This is a genomic window from Thioalkalivibrio versutus (assembly GCF_001020955.1).
Taxonomy (GTDB): domain Bacteria; phylum Pseudomonadota; class Gammaproteobacteria; order Ectothiorhodospirales; family Ectothiorhodospiraceae; genus Thioalkalivibrio; species Thioalkalivibrio versutus.
In genome coordinates, this window is sequence record NZ_CP011367.1 from 608,857 (window position 1) to 627,179 (window position 18,323).

Sequence of the window (18,323 nt, forward strand, 5' to 3'; positions counted from 1 at the left end):
GGGGCATGAGGCATTTCCTGTAGGAGATTCTATGTCTCTCCACAAGGGATCTTAGGTTGGTAATCGGTCTGATTTTTCATCAGGGCGAAGGCGACGCGGGCCAGCTTTCGAGCCAAGGCGTTCAGTGCCTGGGTCGTCGCCAGGCCACGGTCCAGGCAGCGCTGGTAGTAGTCGCTCCAGGCGGCTTTCGACTTGGCCTGCATCGCGGCCAGATAGAGCAGCCGTCGCAACTCTGGATCGCCCTGTTTGGTGAGTTTGCGCTGCCCCCGTTTCGTGCCGGAGTCGCGTATGCGGACATCCAACCCCAGGAAGGCAACGAACGCATCACCGCTGCGGAAGGCGCCGCGATGGAACGCCATCGTCAAGCCGGTGGCGGTGAGCGGGCCCACACCCTCGATCTGCTGGCAGCGTCGGGCATGATCCGACCAGCCGGCGCTGCCGACCGTCTCGCGCAGCACACGCTGGAGGACAGCGTCGAGCCGACCGATCTCCCGGAGCAGATCCTTCAGATTGGACTGCAGTTCGGGTACGCCTCGCAGGCTCTGCTCCAGCATGACCCGTGCCCGCACCAGCGTGGCACGCCGGCGCAGCAGCTTTTGCAGGGTCCGGTAGCCCTCGGGCGGCGGTGTCCAGGGGCGCAGTTCGTCCTGTTCGCGTTGCAGATAACGCACCAGAAGCCGAGCATCCCCGGCATCGGTCTTGGCCCGGCCACCGATGCTCTCGCGGTAGCGATTGAGGCGATAGCCATTGATCAGATACACCCGGTGGCCCTGATGATGAGCCTCCAGCGCCAGGGCCAAGTGATAGTCGTTGGTGGCTTCCAGGGCAAAGTCGGCCGGCCCCTCCAAGCCACGGACCCACCGGCGGATCGCCGGGAGCTCGTTGGGACACGGCTGTGCGGTTTCACCGTCGATGCTGATCCACAACTCGGCCTTGCCGACATCGACCCCGATCCGATGCGTTGCCATCATCACACCTCCCGAGCTAGCTTGGAGTTGTCTGTCGGGGCCTCACCGAACGCTGGCTTGCCATCTATCGTCGGTCCCGTGCCGATCGATTCCTTATCGGCGTTTAAGGTGAGGGGTGGGACGAATTCTCCTACCGTCTGTGCCACAGGCCAGATGCCGGCCTCGTCCCTCCACCCCGACAGACCCTTTCTAGGCCTGCCGGGGTTAAACATATGTGGTGGTCAAGTGATTTCGGACACCGCGTTAGGTGGATTGGCTGCCGTTGGTTGCTCGTAGACGCTGGGAGGCAGGTAGCCCAGCGTCGAGTGGATGCGAATGGTGTTGTAGACCCGAGCGATGTAGTCCGCGATATCCCGCCGCGCCTCGCCGTGGTTCGAGTAGCGGCGCTACCAGACGCGTTCCGTCTTGAGGCTCAGGAAGAAGCGTTCGACGACGACATTGTCCCAGCAGTTACCCCGGCGACTCATGCTCGCCTGGATCTGGTGCCGGGCCAGCAACCGCCGCCAGGCGGCGCTGGTGTATTGGCAGCCCTGGTCGGAGTGCGGCAGCAGTCCCCGCTCCGGTTGGCGCTGCTCCAGCGCCATGCGCAGGGCCTCGCAGGTCAGGCTCGCCGGCATCTGCCGATCGAGGGCCCAACCGATGACCTTGCGCGAGTACAGGTCGAGGATGACCGCCAGGTAGCTCCAGCCGGTGGCGGTTGGGATATAGGGGATGTCGGACGCCCACGCCTGGTTCGGTCCGGCCGGGGTGAACTCGCGGTTGAGATGGTTTTCGGCGACAGGGGCCCTGTCGTCGCGTTGCGTGGTGGTCACGAAGCGCCGCCGCCAGACGGGCCGCAGGCCGCGCTCGCGCATCAGCGTCCGCACCCGGTAACGGCCCACGGCGGTGCCATCCGCCTGTAAGGCTTTGCCAGACGCCGGCTGCCGTAGGTTCGCCCGGAAGCCGCGAACACGCGCTCGAGGTGAGCGCCAGCGGCGCAGGGCACGCTTGGATGTTCGGCCCGCGCCCGCGCCGCGGAATAGCCGGCCCGGCTCACTCCCAGCAGCCGACAAAGACGATGGACAGGGCCTTCTCCGCTCAACCGCGGGATGCAGCGATGCATCACTTCAGTTCCCGGGCGAAGAAGGCCGACGCTTTTTTTAGAAGCTCCTTGTCCTCCTCCACCCGCCGGTTCGCCTCCCCGAGCTGGCGGATCCGTTGCTGTTCCGCCGTGAGCGGCCGACCCTCGCCCGGTTGTCCCGTGCGCTCCGCCTTGAGTTGATCGACCCAGCGGCGAACGGCCGTCTCGCCTAGATCCTGATCCCGGCATACGCCCGAGACCTCCAGGCCGTCATCGACCACCATCCGGGCCACGCGCTCCTTGTATTCGCTTGAAAAACTTCGGCGCTTGCGTGCCATGGTTGTTCTCCTCGTCCAGGGGGTATCGTCCCACCTAACGAGGTGTCCATGGAAATTAGACCAGCTCACTTCAAGCCGCCTTGGCGGCGAAGCCCCCGCCAGCGTCGGACGCGGGCAGGGGCTTCGCGTGCAAGCACGCTCCTACAGTGATGCCCTCACCGGTGGGGGCCAAGGCTGGCGGCCGTCTGGAAGACGGCGTCATCCCGGAAACCGCAAAGCGGTTATCCGGGATCTCGGGCGTTGGGGATGGGCCTGGCGTTGAAGATCCCGGCTCTTCGCTTCGCTACGGCCGGGATGACGGGGTATGACGTTGAGGGCGGGATGACGGTGGCAGCGGTTGGTGCGGGCAGGGGCATTCGCGTGCAAGCACGCTCCTACAGTGATGCCCCCACCGGTGGGGGCCAAGGCTTGCGGCGGTCTGGAAGAGGGCGTCATCCCGGAAACCGCGAAGCGGTTATCCGGGATCTCGGGCGCTGGGGGTGGCCTGGCGTTGAAGATCCCGGCTCTTCGCTTCGCTACGGCCGGGATGACGGGGTATGGCGTTGCGGGCGGGATGATGGGGGGTGCGGTTGGTGCGGGCAGGGGCTTCGCGTGCAAGCACGCTCCCACAGTGATGCCCCCATCGGCGGGGGACAAGGCTTGCGGGGGTCGAGAAGACGGCGTCATCCCGGAAACCGCGAAGCGGTTATCCGGGATCTCGGGCGCTGGGGGTGGGCTGGCGTTGAAGATCCCGGCTCTTCGCTTCGCTACGGCCGGGATGACGAGGTATGGCGTTGCGGGCGGGATGACGGGGGCAGCGGTCGGTGCGGGCAGGGGCTTCGCGTGCAAGCACGCTCCTACAGGGCCCCGATCCCGCTTCGGGCCGTTTGGTCTTGACCGGGTGGGGCGGTGGGCGCACGATATGTACCACTTTATGTACGTTTCGGGTGACTGGCGATGACGACGCTGACGGCTACCGAGGCCCGCAAGGGTCTGTTCGATCTGATCAAGGGCGTGAACGAACAGCACGCGATCTACCATATCCGGCATCGCAACGGCGATGCGGTGCTGATGTCGGAAGACGAGTACGCCAGCCTGATCGAGACCCTGGAGCTGCTCTCCGAGCCCGGCTTCCGGCAGGAATTCGAGCGGGGCCGCCGCGAGGCGGATGAGGGCGATACGCTGGGCTTCGAGGAGGTGTTCGGGGAGAAGCAGTGACCTGGACCATTCGGTTCACCCGTCAAGCCGAGAAGGACTTGCGGCGTCTGACGCCGAAGCTGCGCGACAAGGTGAAGCAGATCCTGCGCAACCGGGTGGCGGTCGACCCGTACTGCGGCAAGGCGCTGGTTAGTGATCTGCGCGGGTACTACTCCCTGCGGATCAGCTACAAGGATCGTCTGGTGTACACGATTCGGGATGAGCGGTTGCTGGTGATCGTGATTCGGGCGCGTACGCACTACGGCGAATAGCCTTGCAGGAATGTCTTGTGGGAGCCGGCTTGCCGGCGAAGCCCCTGCCAGAGTCGGGCGCGGGCAGGGGCTTCGCGTGCAAGCACGCTCCTACAGCGATGTTCCCACCGGGGGGCAACTAAGGCCTCTGGCGGCCGGGAAGGGGCTGTCATCCCGGAAACCGCGAAGCGGTTATCCGGGATCTCGGGCGTTTGGGGGTGGGCCTGGCGTTGGAGATCCCGGCTCTTCGCTTCGCTACGGCCGGGATGACGGGGTATGGCGTTACGGGCGGGATGACGGGGTATGGCGTTGCGGGCGGGATGGACGGGGGGTGCGGTTGGTGCGGGCAGGGGGTGGCGGCGTTGTTGGCGCCATCCAGTCACAAAAAAGGCCCGGGCCGAGCGAACTCGGTCCGGGCCTTTTGCGTTCCCGGGCGGGTGCCCGGGGCGGCGGGGTGCTTAGTAGCGGTAGCCGAAGGCCTTTTCGAACTTGTCGGCGAACTCTTCGGCGGTGAAGTGGTGGTTCTGGGTGCCGGAGTGCGCGATCTTGATCGAGCCGATCAGCGAGGCGATACGGCCGGTGGTCTCCCAATCAAAACCCTTTTCCAGGCCGAACAGGATGCCGGCGCGGTAGGAGTCGCCACAGCCGGTCGGGTCCTTGATCGCGGCCGGTTCGACCGACGGGATGGTGATCTTCTTGCCGCCGGTGTAGATGTCGGAGCCCTCGCCACCGCGGGTGACGATCATGGCGTCGACCATTTCGGCCAGCTGTTCCAGGCTCAGGCCGGTACGGTCGGCGGTCAGCTGCGCTTCGTAGTCGTTGAACGCGGCGTAGGTGGCGTTCTCCATGAAGCGCTTCAGGTCGTCGCCGTCGAACATCGGCAGGCCCTGGCCCGGGTCGAACATGAACGGGATGCCGGCGTCGGCGAATTGCTGGGCGTGCTCGATCATGCCGTCACGGCCGTCCGGGGAGACGATGCCGACCTTGATGCCGTCGGCGTCGGTGACCTTCTGCTGGTGCGAGAAGCCCATCGCGCCCGGGTGGAAGGCGGTGATCTGGTTGTCGTCCTGGTCGGTGGTGATGAAGGCCTGACCGGTGTAGGTGTCCTTCAGCTCCTTGACGAACGTGCGCGAGATGGCGTGCTTGTCCATCCAGTCGGCGTACGGGGTGAAGTCGCCGCCCACGGTGGCCATGATCGTCGGGTCCGCGCCCAGCAGCTTCATGTTGTAGGCGATGTTGCCGGCGCAGCCGCCGAACTCGCGGCGCATGTCCGGGACCAGGAAGGACACATTCAGCATGTGCACCTTGTCCGGGAGGATGTGGTTCTTGAAGCGATCGGGGAACACCATGATGGTGTCGTAGGCCATGGACCCACAGATCAGTGCGGACATTGTTGCTCCTTAGCGTTGGCTGAAATCGTTGTCGTGCGCGCCTTTGAAGGCGGCACAGGACATCCCGTGGCGCGCGCTGGAAGCCATGATTGCGCGCCGATGGCGGGTCGTGCGATGTGCATAGGGTAAGTATTTGGGCGCAAAACAACAAATCGGGGGGCGATGGAAGCAGGGGGCGCGCTGGTATTCCACCCCCTGTCATCCCGGCCGAAGCGAAGCGCAGAGCTGGGATCTGTGACGTCAGCGGTGCCACCGTGGGAGATCCCGGATCACCGCTGCGCGGTGTCCGGGATGACGGGGATGGGGCGCACCACATGACGCAGATCCCGGCTCTACGCTTCGCTTCGGCCGGGATGACAGAGGGTTGGGGCGGGGTGTCCGGAAGCGCCTCGTTGCGGGGCGCCGCAGGCCGCCCCGCAGGGCGCGCGCAGCGAGTAACCTCCTGAAGCTGACACCGAAGGCGGATCTTGGAGGCACTGCCAGCTTTCGGAGGGTGCTTCGTCGCTGCGCTCCTCGCAATGACGGGGGCAAAAGCACCGTCATTGCGAGGAGCCGCAGGCGACGTGGCAATCGGGTGAAGCTGGCGGTGCGGCGGGGTTGGGTGGTTCTGGGTGGAGATCGCCACGGCGCTACGCGCCTCGCGATGACGGTGATTGTTGCCCCGTCATCGCGAGGCGCCGCAGGCGACGTGGCGATCATCCGGCAGGAACCCCGACGTTTGCCCGGTTGGCGCCGGGACGGCCCCGAAGGTTGCGGCGGCGCTGCACGCCTCGTAATCACGCTGCGTGCGGTGCCGTTGTGCCGGGGGCTTTGTGGCAGCATGGGGGCATTCCCGCGAGCGAGGGCGTGACTGATGAATCCGCGCGTACTGATCCCGATCCTGATCATCCTGCTGTTGTTGCTGAGCCTGTGGTCCATGAGCCTGGACGGCGACGGGGGCATCCTGCCCGGCGCGCCCGGTACGGGTGCGGCACCGGCGGCCGAGCGCCTGGCCGCTGGATCAGGATCGGTTGCGCCCCGGGCGGCATGAATACAGCCACGGCGCCCGCCCCGGATGCGCCGCACGCCGGGCGCGAAGTGATCTTCCGCGCGGCCGGGGTGACCAAGGTCTACCGCATGGGCGAGGTGACGATCCACGCCCTGCGCGGCGTGGACCTGGAGCTCTATACCGGCGAGCTGGTGGTGATGCTGGGGGCCTCGGGCTCCGGCAAGTCGACGCTCTTAAACATCATGGGCGGGCTGGATACCGCGTCCGAGGGCGAGGTGCGCTACCGCGACCAGGATCTGGCGCAGGCCTCCGAGCGCACGCTGACGGCCTTTCGCCAGGACCATGTCGGTTTCGTTTTCCAGTTCTACAACCTGATCGCCAGCCTGACGGCGCGCGAGAACGTGGCCATTGTCACCGAGATCTCGCGCGACCCGATGCCACCGGAGGAGGCGCTGGCGCTGGTGGGGCTGGAGGACCGCATGGACCACTTTCCCTCGCAGCTCTCCGGCGGCGAGCAGCAGCGGGTGGCCATTGCCCGCGCGATCGCCAAGCAGCCGGCGGTGCTGCTGTGCGACGAGCCGACCGGCGCGCTGGACTCGAAGACCGGCATCCGCGTGCTGGAGGTGCTGCAGCACATCAACGAGCGCCTGGACACGACGGTGGCGATCATCACCCACAACGCGGTGATCGGAGAGATGGCCGATCGCGTGATCCACCTGAGCGATGGCCGCGTGAGCGAGATCCACGAGAATGCCAGCCGGCAGTCTCCTGCCTCGTTGCACTGGTAGCGGCGCCGGTCCCGTCTCGTGCGCGCCCTGAACCGCAAGATCCTGCGCGATCTCGGCCACCTGAAGGGCCAGGCGGCGGCCATCGCGCTGGTGATCGCCAGCGGGGTGATGACGCTGGTGATCGCGGTGACCAGCCTCGACGCCCTGACCATCACCAAGGAGCGCTTCTACTCCGAATACCAGTTCGCCGACGTGTTCGCGGAGATCACGCGCGCGCCCGAGAGCGCGGTGGAGCGCTTCCGCGATGCGCCGGGCATCAACCAGATCGAGACCCGGGTGCAGGCCCCGGTGCGCCTGGAGGTGGCCGGCTTCGACGACCCGATCCGGGGCACTATGCTCTCCCTGCCGGACGGGGGCGAGCCGCTGCTGAACCGGCTCTACCTGCGCGAGGGCCGGCTGCCGGAGCCGGGCCGCGAGCGCGAGGTGGTGGTCAGCGAGGCCTTCGCCGAGGCGCACGGGCTGGGCGCCGGGGATGCCCTGCGCGCGATCATCGACGGGCGCCTGACCGACCTGCAGATCAGCGGCATCGCGCTGTCGCCGGAGTTCGTCTATCAGATCAGCCCCACCGACCTGCTGCCGGACTACGAGCGCTACGGCATCCTGTGGATGAACCGCCGCGCGCTGGCGGCCGCCTACGGCATGGAGGGGGCGTTCAACTCGGTCACCGTGAGTCTGCAAGCGGGTGCCGACCCGGAGCCCGTGATCGAGGCCATGGACCGTGCGCTGGCCCGCTACGGCGGCCTGGGCGCCTACGGGCGCGAGGACCAGTTCTCGCACCGCTTCCTGTCCGAGGAGCTGACCCAGCTGCGCGCCCAGGCGGCGATCCTGCCCACCATCTTCCTCGCGGTGGCGGCCTTCCTGCTGAACGTCGTGGTCGGGCGCATCATCCGCTCGCAGCGCGAGCCGATCGCGGTTCTCAAGGCCTTCGGCTATGGCAATGGCGCGATTGCCGCGCACTACGGCCTGCTGACCGGCGGCATCGTGCTGGTGGGTTGTGCGCTTGGGCTCGCGTTCGGGGCTTGGGCCGCGCAGGGCCTGGCCGGCATCTACGCCGAGTACTTCCGCTTCCCGGAGATGAGCTTTCGCCTGCAGCCCTGGGTGATGGTGCTGGCGGTGGCCGTGGCGATGGGCGCGGCCATGCTTGGTACCTTCCGTGCGGTGTGGCAGGCGGTGCGCATGGCCCCGGCCGAGGCCATGCGCCCGCCGGCGCCGGAGCGCTTTCACCGTGGCTGGATGGAGCGCACGGCGGCCTGGCGCGCGATCGACCAGCCCACCCGGATCATCCTGCGTAACCTCGCGCGCCACCGGCTCAAGTCCGTGCTGTCGGTGATCGGCATCGGCCTGTCCGGCGGACTGCTGCTGATGGGCGCCTACCAGCTGAATGCGGTGGACCAGATGCTGGATACCCAGTACGGGCAGGTGTTGCAGATGGATATCGATCTGCAGTTCACCGATCCGGTGCCGGCGCGCGCGGCCGGGGAGCTGCGCCACGAGCCGGGCGTGCTCGCGGTGGAGACCTTCCGCGCGGTGCCGGTGCGCCTGGTCGGGGTGAACCGCGAAGAGCGCGTGCGCCTGTTGGGCCTGGACGCGGAACCGCGCCTGCGTCAGTTGCCGATGGCGGGCGGGCGCGGCCGCCTGCCGGACGAAGGCATCCTGCTGACCGACTACCTGGCGGAGCAGCTGGGGCTGCGCGTCGGCGATCCAGTGGAGCTGGAGATCCTGGAGGGGCGCCGGCGCACGGTCTCGGTCCCGCTGGCCGGGGTGGTGGAGGAGCCGATCGGCGTCGGCGCCTACATGTACCGCCCGGCGCTGAATCGCCTGATCGGCGAGGGGCCTGCCGTCTCCGGGGCCTGGCTGCTGACCGACCGCGCGCAGGAGGACGCCCTGTTCGCGCGGTTGTCGGATCGTCCGCGCGTGGCCAGCGTCGGTCTGATCGCGGAGGCGGAGCGCAACATCCGCGAATACATCGGCGAGACCATCATCGTGTTCGCCCTGGTGTTCGTCGCGCTGGCCATATCCATCGCCTTCGCCGTGACCTACAACAATGCGCGCATCACCTATGCCGAACGCGCCCGCGACCTGGCCACGCTGGAGGTGCTCGGCTACTCGCGCGGCCAGGTCAGCTGGATCCTGCTGGGCGAGATCGCCGTGCTGACGTTGGCGGCGATCCCGGTCGCCTGGCTCACCGGCACGGGTTTCGCCTGGTTGCTGAACCAGGCCTTCGCGATGGATTTGATGCGTGTGCCGCTGGTGATCACGCCGCAGGCCTACGGCTTCGCCGCGCTGGGCATTCTGGTGGCGGCCAGCCTGACCGCGTTCCTCGCCTGGCGGCGCCTGCAGAGCCTCGACCGCGTACAGGCCCTGAAGGCGGCGGAATGACATTCCGGAGGACCGAACAGGCCGGCCGTCATTGCGAGGAGCGCAGCGAGTAATCTCCGTCCGAAATCACCGGATCCCCCGTCGGTGTCAGCTTCAGGAGATTGCCACGGCCCCTGCGTGGCCTCGCAATGACGATGTTCTTCCGCCGCGCTCGATCCCGGCATTGCGAGGAGCCGAAGGCGACGTGGCACAAAAGCAGCGGAGCTGCGTTGAACGGCCGCAGGCCGACCTGAAAGGCGAGCGCAGCGAATAATCTCCATCCGGAACCAGCGCAGCCAGATCTTGAACGCATTGCCCGCTTTCGGAGGTTGCTTCGTCGCTGCGCTCCTCGCAATGACGGGGCTTGGGACGGTGGTTGCGGACCTTTACTCGCTGCGTTCGGCCGCCTGCCTTGTTGTGGCTGGCCTTGGTTCGTCGTCTGGTGTTTACGGTGGATTCGGTCCGCCGCCTGCCACGCGCTCTCTCGCGAGCGCACCGCGCCCGTTGTTGATCAAAAACTGGCTTCTTTGCTCGTGCAAAGAAGTACCCAAGAAACACGCCCGACTGCCGCGACCCCGGCCCGCTGCGCGGTCCGGGGTTTCCCTCGCTCCGAGGCTTTTCGCGGGCGGCGCTGAACTCGCTGCGCCTTCGGCTCCGCTCAGACATCCAGCGCCCCGTGTCTATTTAGAATCGTCCCGCGAAAAGCCTCTCCACTCGGCGCGACGACAACGGGGAGGTAGGTCAAGACAACGGCGATCCCAGTGTTCCTGCCAGTGGACGATGGCTAGGTCTTCGAACATCTTCGGCACGCTCGGCCTTTGGCCGTTGCGTGCCGCGCCCGCGAAGCGGGCGCCGGGGGGCGTAGGATGTGATGAGCGCAGCGAATCGCATCAGGGTTTCGCACGGCGTGGGGAACGGTGCGTTTCGCCGCGCTCAACCGCACCCTACGGAATACCGTCTGTTTTGACCTTCTCCTCTCGTATGGAGCCCCTTGCGGAAGGGTTCTCGGGCCGGGAGAAGGCGCTGGATGTCTGAGCGAAGCCGCAGGCGCAGCGAGTTCAGCGCCGCCGGGCCGAGGGCCCTGGAGCAAGGTTCCCGGGCGGAATCCGGGTGCCCTTCTTTGGGCGCTTTCTTGGGCAAGCAAGAAAGTGCCTCGGGGCGCGCTGGCGAGTCAGCGCCTGGCAGGCGGCAGACCGAATCCACCGTAAACACCAGACGCCGAACCGGGACCAGCCACAACAGGGCAGGCGGCCGGACTGGGCCCCGTAAACAGGGACGTCGGGCCTGTGCCGACTTGCCGCAGGCATGCGAGTGCATGGGGGAGCGCCCGACAGCAGGATTTGCGAGACTGAAGGCATGGCGATGAAGAAGCGGATCACGATCGGGCTGGTGGTGCTGGCGGGGGTGGCCGCACTGGTGTGGGCGCTGCGGCCGCAGCCGGTGCCGGTGTCGCTGAGCGAGGTGCGGGCCGGGGCGTTCGAGGAGACGGTGCGCGAGGAGGGGCGTACCCGGCTGCGCGAGACCTACACCGTGTCGGCGCCGATTGCCGGCTATCTGCATCGGGTGGCGCTGGAGGAGGGCGACGCGGTGGCGCTGGGCGATACGCTGTTCCGCCTGGAGCCGTTGCCGACGCCGGCGCTGGATGCGCGCTCGCGTGAGCAGGCGCGCGAGAACCTGGCTGCCGCGCGTTCGCGTTTGCAAAGCGCGGAGGCGAACCTGGAGAACCTGCGGGCCGAGGCGCGTTTTGCCGAGTCCGAGTATCGCCGCCACCAGGAGTTGTTCGACCGCGGGGCGGTGTCCGCGACCGAGATGGAGCGCATGGAGACGATGCGCGACCGGGCGCGTTCCGCCGTGCGCGCGGGCGAGTCGGCGGTGGAGGTCGCGCGCAGCGAGATCGAGAGTGCCCGCGTGGTGCTGGATATCGCCAGCGGCCAGATGCCGGAATCCGAGGCGGATACCCTGTCCGTGCGTTCGCCCGCCGAGGGCGTGGTGCTGGAGCGCTACCGCTGCTGCGAGGGCACCATCGGCGCCGGCGAGCCGGTACTGGTCGTCGGCGATCTGGACGACCTGGAGGTGCAGGTGGACCTGCTGTCGATGGATGCGGTGCGCGTGGTACCGGGAATGCGTGTGCGCCTGACCGACTGGGGTCGTGATGCGAAGCTGGACGCCACGGTGCGCCGGGTGCAGCCCTTCGGCTTCACCAAAATCTCCGCGCTGGGCGTGGACGAACAGCGTGTGCCGGTGATCCTCGATCTGGATGCGGTGGAGGCGCGCCTGGCCGGGCTGGCCGTTGGCTACCGCGTGGAGGCCGAGTTTCTGCTGTGGGAGGGCGACGACGTGCTGCAGGTGCCGACCAGTGCGTTGTTCCGCGACCGTGGCGAGTGGTCGGTGTTCGTGGTCGAGGACGGGCGTGCGGAGCCGCGACGGGTCGAGGTGGGCCGCCGTTCCGGGTTCACCACGCAGATCCTTGAGGGCCTGGAGGCAGGCGAGCGCGTAGTTACCCGTCCGGGCGACCGCGTGCAGGCCGGTACCCGCGTCGTCGAAAACTGACCTGCCCATGGTCGAAACCCCGAATGCCTCGCCCGAGGCGCTGGATGACCTGCTGAGTCCGCTGGATGCCGCGCTGGCCACGCGCGGTGCGGCCGTGCTGGTGGCCGAACCGGGGGCGGGCAAGACCACGCGGGTGCCGCTGCACCTGGCGGATTCCGTATCCGGGGGGCGGGTCATCGTACTTCAGCCGCGCCGCCTGGCCGCGCGCATGGCGGCCACGTTCATGGCCGGGCAACGCGGCGAGCCGGTCGGGCAGACGGTGGGTTACCGCGTGCGCGACGAACAGAAGGTCTCGGCGCATACCCGCGTCGAGCTGGTCACCGATGGCCTGTTCCTGCGCCGCATCCAGGCCGACCCGCTGCTGGAGGATGTCGGCGCGGTCGTGTTCGACGAATTCCACCTGCGCCGGCCCGAGGCCGAACTGGCGCTGGCTTTCGCGCTGCAGGTGCGCCGGTTGCTGCGCCCGGAGCTGCGGATCGTGGTGATGTCCGCCACCCTCGACGACGAGGCCGTGGCGCGACTGCTTGCGGGGCCGGAGGCGGACCCCGTGCCCGTATTGCGGGCTCGCGGACGACAGTTCCCGGTGGAGGTGCGCTACGCGCCGCCGAAGAAGGACGCCCCGCTGGCCGACACCGTGGCGCAGGCCGTGCGCGAGGCACTGGAGGCCGAGCCGGGTTCGGTGCTGGTCTTTCTGCCCGGCGAGCGCGAGATCCGCGAGGTGGCCGCGCGCCTGGGGGAGACCCTGGAGACGCCGGTCGGCCCCGCGCGGGTGGCACCGTTGTTCGGGCGGCTGTCGGCGGAGGAGCAGAACCGTGCGGTGCGACCGGCTCCGCAAGGCGAACGCAAGGTGGTGCTGGCCACCGACATTGCCGAGACCAGCCTGACCATCGAGGGTGTGCGCGTGGTGGTCGACGCGGGGCTATCCCGTGAGCCGCGTTTTGATGCCGCCACCGGGCTGTCGCGACTGGTGACGGTCGCCGCCTCGAAGGCCGCGGCGGAACAGCGCGCCGGCCGTGCCGGGCGGACCGAACCCGGTGTCGCGATCCGGCTGTGGGCGCGCGCCGAGGAGGTGCAGCGCCCGGACTACGCGACGCCCGGACTGCAACAGGTCGATCTGTTGCCGCTGGCCCTGGAGCTGGCCGGCTGGGGCGAGGCGGTGGCCGAACTCGACTGGCTGGAGCCGCCGCCGGCGCACGGCATGGCCGCCGCGCAGGCAATCCTCGCGGAGCTGGGCGCGCTGGACGCCGAAGGGCGGATCACCGGTCACGGCCGCGCCCTGCTGCGGCTGCCGACGCATCCGCGCCTGGCGCACATGCTGCTGCGGGCGCGCGAGCGGGGCCTCTCGCGTCTGGCCTGCGAGCTGGCGGTGGTGGTCGAGGAGCCGGGAATGGCCGGGCCGGGTGCCCCGCTGGAACTGGGGGAGCGCCTGGTGCAGGCACGGCGTGCGGGCGGCCGCGCCTGGAAGTCCGGGCTGCGGCGGCTTGAGCAGGCCCTGGCGCGGCTGGACGACAGCGCCGGCGCAGCAGAATCCGTATTGGACGAGGGTGTGGCGCTGGGGGTGCTGGCTGCGCTGGCCTGGCCCGAACGCATCGCGCGGCCACGCGGCGGGCAGGCCGGGCGCTTCGTGATGGGCAATGGCCGCGGGGCGTTGCTGTCGGAGCGCGAGCGCCTGGCGCATGCCGAGTACCTGGTGGCGGTGGACTGCACCGACGCCGAACGCGAGGCACGTATCCGCTGCGCGGTGGCGCTGGACCTCGCCGCGCTGGAGCGCGAGGCCCCGGAGCTTTTCCACCGCGAGACGCGTTGCGACTGGGTGGAGGACGGGGCGCGGCTGGAGAACGCGCGCATCCGCCGCATTGGCACGTTGGTGGTCGAGCGGCAGATGGTCGCGCTGGACGACCCCGCGTCCACGATCCCGCGCTGGTGTGAACGGATGCGCCGCGAAGGGCTTGCGCTGCTGCCGTGGGATGACGCGGCGACCCAGCTGCGCGCGCGCATCCAGCTGCTGCATCAGGCGATGCCGGAGGCGGGCTTTCCCGACATGGGTGACGCCGCGTTACTCGCCGGTCTCGAGGACTGGCTGGGGCCGTACCTGGCCGGGATGACGCGGCTGCGCGATCTGGACCGGCTGGACCTGGCTGCGATCCTGCGCGCGCGGCTGGACTGGGAGCATCAACAGCGACTGGAGCGCGAGGCGCCGGCCCGTATCGCGGTGCCCTCCGGTTCCGCCCACCGGGTCGACTACACCCAGGACCCGCCGGTGCTGGCGGTGAAGCTGCAGGAGCTGTTCGGCCTGGCGGAAACGCCCGCGGTAGCCGGAGGTCGCGTGGCGCTGGTGCTGCACCTGCTGTCGCCGGCGCGGCGCCCGGTGCAGGTCACCCAGGATCTGAAGAGTTTCTGGGAGAACGGCTACCCGGAGGTGCGGCGCGAGCTGAAGGGCCGTTACCCGAAACACCCGTGGCCGGAGGATCCGTGGAATGCGCCGGCCACGCGGCATGCGAAGCGGCGTGGGTAGGCAGTTAAAGTTTGGCGGGGGCTTCGCCTGCAAGCAGGCTCCCACAGAGGTCAGCACAACGCGGGACGCCGCGCGTGACCCCCTGTGTCGTCATCCCGGAAACCGCGGAGCGGTTATCCGGGATCTCGGGCGTCGGGGTGGCCATGGCCGCGGAGATCCCGGCTCTTCGCTGCGCTGTGGCGGGGATGACGCCGGGGTGATGGGCGCCAGGCAGCACTTGGGGCGCGGGGTGGTGGGGACGATGCGGCGGCGGGCGTTCTCCGGTAGTGTCGCGTTCAGCTCTGTTGCGAGTCCCGTGCGAGGAAGCGAACCCCGATGCTGAAGTTTCTGACCGTGATCCTGATCCTGCTGTTCGTCTGGTGGCGGGTGTCGCGCTGGATGGATGTGCGCCGCCGCCGTGCGCGGGGGGAGGATGTGTCCTATCAGGTGGACGTGAAGGGGTTTCGCCCGATCACGGTGCTCAGTGTCATCTTCCTGCTGCTGTACGGCGGCTACGTGATCTGGTTTGCCCTGAACGAGTGGTTCGAGCTGTTGTAGGCCGGGTTTTGACTACTCGATCCCGAGTTTCTTCAGGCGATAGCGCAACTGGCGAAAGCTGAGGCCGAGCAGGCGTGCGGCGGCCGTGCGGTTGCCGCCGGTCTGCTGCAGGGCGGTCGCGATGGCCTGGCGTTCCTGCGCGGCGAGCTGGTCGTCCAGGGCGCTCTCCGCGCCGTCGAGGCCGTTCTCGGGTTCGCCGTACTCCGCGCCCGGGGTGGGTTCGGTGCCCAGACCGTTCGCCGGCAGGTCGATGTTGCCGGCGCGGATCAGCGGCCCTTCGCACAGCGTGGCGGCGCGTTCCAGGATGTTCTCCAGCTCGCGGACGTTGCCGGGGAAGCCGTGCCCCTGCAGGGCCGCGAGGGCGTCGGGTGCCAGCTCCAGGTCGCCGGTCTGCCACTGCTCGCCGATGCGTTGCAGGATGCGCGTGGCCAGGCGTTCGATGTCGCCGCGGCGCTCGCGCAACGGCGGCACCTTCAGCTCGATCACGTTCAGGCGGTAGTAGAGATCCTGGCGAAAGCGGCCCTCGCGCACGGCCTTTTCCAGATCGTGGTGGGTGGCGCTGAGGATGCGTACGTCGACCGGGATCTCGCGGGTGCCACCGACCGGCTTGATGGCGCGTTCCTGGATGGCGCGCAGCAGCTTCACCTGCATCGGCAGCGGCAGGTCGGCGACCTCGTCGAGGAACAGCGTGCCGCCGTCGGCGGACTGGAACAGACCGGTATGGTCCTGGGTGGCGCCGGTGAACGCGCCCTTGCGGTGGCCGAAGAATTCGCTCTCCATCAGCTCGCCGGGGATGGCGCCGCAGTTGACCGGCACGAATGGACGTTCGGCGCGCGGGCCGAGGCGGTGGATCTCGCGCGCGACCAGCTCCTTGCCGGATCCGGACTCTCCGGAGATGAACACCGGGGCCTGGCTGCGCGCCAGCTTGTGGATGGTGGCGCGCAGACGCTGCATGGGCTCGGACTGGCCCAGCAGCGGGCTGTCATCGGGGGTAGCCGGGGTGGCGTCGTCGCCGGGCTCTTCCGCGATCGAGGCAGCCGGCTCCAGGCGCAGGGCCGCGTCGATCAGTTCGCGCAGCTGTTTCAGGTCCACCGGCTTGCTGACGAAGTCGAAGGCCCCCAGCTTCAGCGCCAGGACGGCGGTATCCACGCTGCCGTGGGCGGTGATGACGGCCACGGGGAGTTCCGGGCGTTCGCTCTGGATGTGGCGGACGAGGTCCAGCCCATCGCCGTCCGGCAGGCGCATGTCGGTCAGGCACAGGTCAAAGTCGTGCTCGGCGATCAGGGCGCGGGCCGGCTCGAGTCGGGTGGCCGTGGTGGCCTCAAGGCCCATGCGGGCCAGGGTGATCTCGAGTAGTTCGCAGATGTCGGGCTCGTCGTCCACGACCAGCACGTGGCGGATACTCATGCGCCTTGTTCCTTTGGCGAATCGGTTTCCAGGGGGGCGAACAGGATCCGGAAGCAGCCGCCGATGGGTGTGTGGACGTATTCCAGCGATGCCCCGTTGTTTTCGCACAGCATGCGCGAGATGTACAGGCCAAGGCCGGTGCCCCCGGCACGCCCGGAGACGAACGGTTCGAACAGGTCCTTTTCCTGTTCGGCAGAGATGCCCGGCCCGGCGTCGATCACGTCCAGACTGACCACCCGCGCGACCTGGCCGGCGCCGCCGCGCAGCACGATGGGCGGGCTGTCGGGCTGATCGTGGCCGCCATGGATGCGCGCATTGCTGCACAGGTTCCACAGGATCTGGTTGAGCTGGGAGGGGTCGAACTGGATCTCGGAGTCGGCCGGCTCGATGCGCGCATGCAGGGTCTCTCGCGGCAACTGCAGCGCACCGCAGAACTCCTCGGCGAAGCGATCCAGGGTCTCCTGAAGGTTCAGCCGCTCGCGTCCTCCGGCGTCCCTGCGTGACAGGCTGAGGACGTTGGAGATCAGTTCGTTCACGCGCTTGCTCTGGTTGTTGATGATGTCGAGCAGGCGCTGGTCGTGAGGCTTGAGATCCGGCGATTCGCCGAGCAGCTGTGCGCTGTGGCTGATGGCTCCCAGGGGGTTGCGGATCTCGTGGGCAATGCTGGCGGTCAGGCGGCCGAGGGCCTGCAGCTTGCCGGCCTGGGCCTGGCGCTGGAGTTCGGCGGCGTCCTCCAGGATCAGCAGACTGCCCTGGTCGCCGCGGTCACCCAGCGGGGCCAGACGGATCCGCAGGGCCGGCTGGTCGCGGTCGCCCGGCAGCTGCTGGCTGGTCGTGGGCATGCCGTTGCGCTGCCAGTCGCGGATCACGCGTGCCACCGAGGGCGACAGGGACGACAGGTGGCGTCCCGGCCGCGGGGGGAGCAGACGCCGCGCGGCCTCGTTGATGGAGCGGATGTACCCGTCCGGGTCGACCGCGATGACACCGGCGCTCATGCGCGCGATGATCTGCGCGTTCAGTTCGGCCAGGTTGGCCAGGTCCGCCTCCTGGCGTTCCACCTGGGCGCGGGTCTCGCCGGCCCGGCGGGCGAACTGGCGGGCTAGCAGGCCGGCCGCAAACAGGGTGGCGCCCAGCAGCCCCGCCTGGGTGATGGCGGTATCGGCGGGGTGCAGGAATAGTGCGCTCACGCCCTCGGCCAGCAACAGGGTCAGGGTGGCGATCGCGGCCAGGGTCAGGGCGAAGCGTGCGCTGGAGAGCAGCACGGCCGCCACCAGGGCCGGGACCAGCAGAAGGCCAATGCCGGTGCCAACCCCTCCGGAGACGATCAGCAACGCGATCAGGCCGATGCCGTCGCCGGCGCCGCCGATCAACGCGATACGGGTGAGGCTGGTGGTGTCCGGATTGTGGGTGCAGCGCCAGGCGAAGGCGGCGGCGACGAGCGCAAAGGCGAGATAGGCGGTGGCGATGACCGCGTAGAACTGGGGGGTGACGAGATGCAGCCCCAGCGGGGTATCCGGGAACAGCCCGAGCAGTAGCAGGACCGCCGCGACAAAGACCCGGTAGAGCGCGAAAAGCCAGGCGGAACGCCGGGTGTCGGCGTCGATCGGCGTGTTCCCCCCGGACTGGTTATCCATGGACGAGGGTCAGTCGTCTTCGGTGCGGGAGTCGGCGTCCGAGCGGTTGCGGTCGACCTCGGCGTGCTGCGGTGAGCAGTAGAGGCGGTCGCCGTCGCGGTAGGCCTCGGCCTCCGGCACGTGCACGCCGCAGAAGGCGCAGCGGATTACCGCGCCGCCCTCTTTCAGGCGTTCGGGCCGTTCATCCTGGCGGACCTGCTTGCGGTTGCTGGTGGAGCGCACGAGGGTGCGCACCGCAAGGAACACGGCGACGATGGCGACGATCAGTAGCAGCAGGCGCATGGCGTGATTCTAGGGAGACGCTGATGAATTTGCACGTCCGCGTAGACGCCCCGTTGTACCGGCAGGATGACGATCGCGGA

At 68.5% G+C, this 18,323-nt stretch carries 14 protein-coding genes and 1 pseudogene; 9 read left to right on the forward strand and 6 right to left on the reverse strand.

Translation table 11 applies throughout. The features are described 5' to 3' along the window. Nucleotides 1–29: 29 nt before the first annotated feature. Nucleotides 30–971: an IS110 family transposase gene (locus TVD_RS02915; protein ID WP_047250773.1), complete on the reverse strand. Its 942-nt coding sequence runs from the start codon at nucleotides 969–971 to the stop codon at nucleotides 30–32. Nucleotides 972–1,189: 218 nt separating this feature from the next. Further along, nucleotides 1,190–2,366: pseudogene (locus TVD_RS13950) on the reverse strand (IS3 family transposase). 936 nt (nucleotides 2,367–3,302) lie between these two features. Between TVD_RS13950 and TVD_RS02945 the strand changes: the two are divergent. Continuing rightward, nucleotides 3,303–3,563 (forward strand): type II toxin-antitoxin system Phd/YefM family antitoxin, encoded by a 261-nt coding sequence (locus TVD_RS02945; RefSeq protein WP_019594942.1) that lies wholly within the window; start codon nucleotides 3,303–3,305, stop codon nucleotides 3,561–3,563. Next, nucleotides 3,560–3,814 carry a type II toxin-antitoxin system mRNA interferase toxin, RelE/StbE family gene (locus tag TVD_RS02950; protein WP_047250775.1) on the forward strand — a complete coding sequence of 85 codons (255 nt, stop codon included), beginning with the start codon at nucleotides 3,560–3,562 and terminating at the stop codon, nucleotides 3,812–3,814. Before TVD_RS02945 ends, TVD_RS02950 begins: the two co-directional genes overlap by 4 nt. A gap of 437 nt (nucleotides 3,815–4,251) precedes the next feature. Here the strand turns inward: TVD_RS02950 and TVD_RS02955 are convergent, their stop codons facing one another. Further along, nucleotides 4,252–5,184, reverse strand: a complete 933-nt coding sequence (locus TVD_RS02955) for a carbohydrate kinase family protein (protein ID WP_018146342.1) — start codon at nucleotides 5,182–5,184, stop codon at nucleotides 4,252–4,254. Nucleotides 5,185–6,037: 853 nt separating this feature from the next. Between TVD_RS02955 and TVD_RS14680 the strand changes: the two genes are divergently transcribed. From TVD_RS14680 to TVD_RS02980, 7 genes are all read left to right on the forward strand, one after another. Continuing rightward, nucleotides 6,038–6,214, forward strand: coding sequence for a hypothetical protein (locus TVD_RS14680; RefSeq protein ID WP_167540807.1), 177 nt, complete (start codon nucleotides 6,038–6,040; stop codon nucleotides 6,212–6,214). Next, entirely contained in the window at nucleotides 6,211–6,960 is a 750-nt protein-coding gene (locus TVD_RS02960) for an ABC transporter ATP-binding protein (protein ID WP_047250776.1), read from the forward strand. Before TVD_RS14680 ends, TVD_RS02960 begins: the two co-directional genes overlap by 4 nt. Before the next feature lie 18 nt (nucleotides 6,961–6,978). Next, nucleotides 6,979–9,339: an ABC transporter permease gene (locus tag TVD_RS02965; RefSeq protein WP_047250777.1), complete on the forward strand. Its 2,361-nt coding sequence runs from the start codon at nucleotides 6,979–6,981 to the stop codon at nucleotides 9,337–9,339. A 759-nt stretch (nucleotides 9,340–10,098) separates the two neighbouring features. After that, a complete protein-coding gene (locus TVD_RS14870) occupies nucleotides 10,099–10,353 on the forward strand; it encodes a hypothetical protein (protein WP_082119064.1) in 255 nt (84 codons plus the stop codon). Between the two features lie 321 nt (nucleotides 10,354–10,674). Further along, complete coding sequence (locus TVD_RS02970; protein WP_047250778.1) at nucleotides 10,675–11,868, forward strand: efflux RND transporter periplasmic adaptor subunit; 1,194 nt, start codon at nucleotides 10,675–10,677, stop codon at nucleotides 11,866–11,868. A 7-nt stretch (nucleotides 11,869–11,875) separates the two neighbouring features. After that, nucleotides 11,876–14,383: an ATP-dependent helicase HrpB gene (gene hrpB, locus TVD_RS02975; protein WP_047250779.1), complete on the forward strand. Its 2,508-nt coding sequence runs from the start codon at nucleotides 11,876–11,878 to the stop codon at nucleotides 14,381–14,383. Nucleotides 14,384–14,698: 315 nt separating this feature from the next. Then, nucleotides 14,699–14,920, forward strand: coding sequence for a hypothetical protein (locus TVD_RS02980; protein ID WP_018950603.1), 222 nt, complete (start codon nucleotides 14,699–14,701; stop codon nucleotides 14,918–14,920). Nucleotides 14,921–14,932: 12 nt separating this feature from the next. On the opposite strand, the gene TVD_RS02985 is transcribed toward TVD_RS02980, so the two are convergent. From TVD_RS02985 to TVD_RS02995, 3 genes are read right to left on the reverse strand one after another with little or no spacing between them, the layout of a single operon-like run. Further along, nucleotides 14,933–16,327 carry a sigma-54-dependent transcriptional regulator gene (locus TVD_RS02985; RefSeq protein WP_047250780.1) on the reverse strand — a complete coding sequence of 465 codons (1,395 nt, stop codon included), beginning with the start codon at nucleotides 16,325–16,327 and terminating at the stop codon, nucleotides 14,933–14,935. After that, entirely contained in the window at nucleotides 16,324–17,961 is a 1,638-nt protein-coding gene (locus TVD_RS02990; RefSeq protein ID WP_047250781.1) for a sensor histidine kinase, read from the reverse strand. The genes TVD_RS02985 and TVD_RS02990 overlap by 4 nt, the downstream gene beginning before the upstream one ends. 9 nt (nucleotides 17,962–17,970) lie before the next feature. Continuing rightward, entirely contained in the window at nucleotides 17,971–18,243 is a 273-nt protein-coding gene (locus TVD_RS02995) for a PP0621 family protein (protein ID WP_018168003.1), read from the reverse strand. Nucleotides 18,244–18,323 lie beyond the last annotated feature (80 nt).